The sequence below is a fragment of the Collimonas fungivorans genome (assembly GCF_028292705.1).
GTDB classification, from domain to species: domain Bacteria; phylum Pseudomonadota; class Gammaproteobacteria; order Burkholderiales; family Burkholderiaceae_D; genus Collimonas; species Collimonas fungivorans_B.
On record NZ_JAQGLV010000113.1, the window covers coordinates 1 to 2795 of the forward strand.

Annotated in this window: 1 protein-coding gene; it reads right to left on the reverse strand. The window is 63.7% G+C overall.

Features of this window, described 5'->3' with window-relative positions; all coding sequences use genetic code 11:
• Positions 1–2795 (reverse strand): amino acid adenylation domain-containing protein (locus JWQ61_RS05490; RefSeq protein ID WP_304359635.1); only part of this gene is annotated, 2795 nt, incomplete at both ends.

The following is a 2795-nucleotide window of genomic DNA, read 5'->3' on the forward strand; positions in this document are numbered from 1 at the left end:
ATCACGGCTTGCAAAGCTGTCAGGTAAGAATCGAGTCGTGCCCGCGTATCGAAACTGGTCAGTCCCACCAGCAGGTAAGGGTCGCCTTCTTTCGCCATCAAGTGGTGGAACAGGATGCCTTCCTGCAATGGCGCCAGCGGATAGATATCCTGCACATTGGCGGCCCCGCCTGGAACGTTGTCGACGATGCCGGCAATTTCAGCGCTGCTCAACGCCACCATCGGCAGCATCTCCGGCGTGATGGTTTCGCATCCGGATGGAATCAGGTTGGCAGGGACTTCGACCAGGCGGCTTTCTTCACCGATAGACGCCGCCAGCCCGGCCAGGGTCGGGGAAGAAAACAGGGCGCGCACTTCGGCTTGCAAGCCTTGCTGGCGCATCCTTTCCATCAAGGTCACGGCCAGCAGCGAATGGCCGCCCAGCGAAAAGAAGTTGTCGTGGCGACCGATGCGTTCGATCTGCAGCAGGGCCGACCAGATGGCCGCCAGCGCAATCTCTGTCTCGCCTTGCGGCGCCTCATAGCCGCTCACCGCATAGGCATCGCTGTCCGGCGCCGGCAGGCTCTTGCGGTCCAGCTTGCCGTTGGTCGTCAGCGGCAAGGCGTCCAGCGTGACATAGGCTGCCGGCACCATGTAATCGGGGACATTGAGGCTGAGGTGGGCGCGCAGCGTTTCAGCGTCGACTTCTTCATTGACCACAATGTAGGCCACCAGGCGCTTGTCGCCGGGAGTATCTTCGCGCGCGATCACCACCGCCTCGCGGATGGCCGGATGAGAAGCCAGTTGCGTTTCGATTTCGCCCAGTTCGATACGGAAGCCGCGGATCTTGACCTGGAAGTCGTTGCGTCCCAGGTAGACCAGGCTGCCGTCCGCCTGCCAGCGCGCCAAGTCGCCGGTCTTGTACAGGCGTGCATCCGGCTCTTGCGAGAACGGATCGGGAATGAAGCGCTGCTCGGTCAGCTCCGGCCGGTTCAGGTAGCCGCGCGCCACGCCGGCGCCGCCGATGTACAGCTCGCCGGGCACGCCCACCGGCGCCGGTTCGCCCTGGGTATCCAGCAGATACACGCTGAGATCCGGTATGCGCACGCCGATCGGACTGACGCCGCCGCGTACGGTATCGGCCGCTTCGATCGGCTGGTAAGTAACGTGTACCGTGGTTTCGGTGATGCCGTACATATTGATCAGGCGCGTGGCGCAGCCCTGGTTTTGCGCGTACCACGGGACCAGGGTCGCCGGTTCCAGCGCTTCGCCGCCGAAAATGACGTGCCGCAGCTGATGCGTTTTTGTGCTGCTGCCCTGGGCTGCAATCAACTGGCGGAAGGCGCTCGGCGTCTGGTTAAGGATGGTTACTTTTTCGCGGCATAACAGGCGGTAGAAATCTTCCGCTGAACGTGCGGTTTCCAGCGGCACCACCACCAGGCGGCCGCCATGCAGCAGCGCGCCCCAGATCTCCCATACCGAGAAATCGAAGGCAAACGAATGGAACAGGCTCCAGACATCTTCTGCGCCAAAATGGAACCAGGCCTCGGTCGCCGCAAACAGGCGCGTCACGTTGCGATGCTCGACCATCACGCCCTTCGGCGTACCGGTCGAACCCGAGGTGTAGATTACGTATGCCATGTCTGACGGCGCCAGATGGCTGCTGTCGGGATTGTGGTCTGGATAGGCGTTCCAGGCTGGCGCCTGCAGGTCTAGCACTGGCAGGCCGACGGTAATCGTTGCTCGCACTTGTTGCCAGCCGCCTTCGATGCCGGCCTGCGTCAATACCACCCGCGGTGCGCTGTCGTTCAGCATGTGCGCCAGGCGGTCCGCCGGATATGCCGGATCCAGCGGTACATAGGCCGCACCTGCTTTCAGCACTGCCAGCAAACCGACCACCATGGACAAACCGCGCTCGACGCAGATAGCCACCCGGTCGTCCGGCTGGATGCCCAGTTCGCGCAGGTAATGCGCCAGCCGGTTGGCCTGGCGGTTGAGTTCGTCGTAGCTCAGCTGCTCGGCGCCGTGCACCACGGCCACTGCCTGCGGCGTTTTTGCCGCTTGCGCTTCAAACAGCTGCGGCAGCAATTGCTCCGGATAGCCGGGCTGGGCCGCGTTCCAGCTGCGGACGATCTGATGGCGCTCAGTCGCGGGCAGCACATCGATGCTGTTGATAGAGCGTTCCGGTGTCATTTCCAGCGCCGCCACCAGCCGTTCCAGCGCGGTCGTCATGAAACTGCACACGCGTTGTGCGCCGACCGCAGGCGTGACTTGCGCTGTCAAGGTGAAGCCAGATCCCAGATCGTCGATCGACAGGCTCAAGGGATAGTTGCTGCGTTCTTCGCCCGAAATCCGGGTGATGCCTTCCCAGGCCGCCTGCTCGGCGGGCGTTGCCGCGCTCGGCGTGCTATGGCGGTAGTTGAGCAAGGCCGAGAACAAGGGCTGCGGCGCGGCAATCGCGCTGGCGCGCTGGGCCAGCGCCAGCGACGCATGTTCATGTTCCATCAATTCCACCAGCAAGGCATGGGTGCGCTGCACGCTTGCCGCTGCGCCTTGCGCATCGATCTTGACCCGCAACGGCAGTGTATTGATCAGCAAGCCCATCATGCGTTCGGCGCCTTCGCCGCCCTGCATGCGGCCGAACAGCACGGTGCCGAACACCACGTCGCTGCGGTTGGCGACTCGCGCCAGCACTTGCGCCCACGCCAGGTGGCACAGGCTGGCCGCGCTCACGCCCAGCTGCCGCGCCTGTTGCCGCAGGCGTTGCGCCAGCGCGGCATCGAGCTGCACACGGCTTTCTTCCAGTCCATCGCCGTC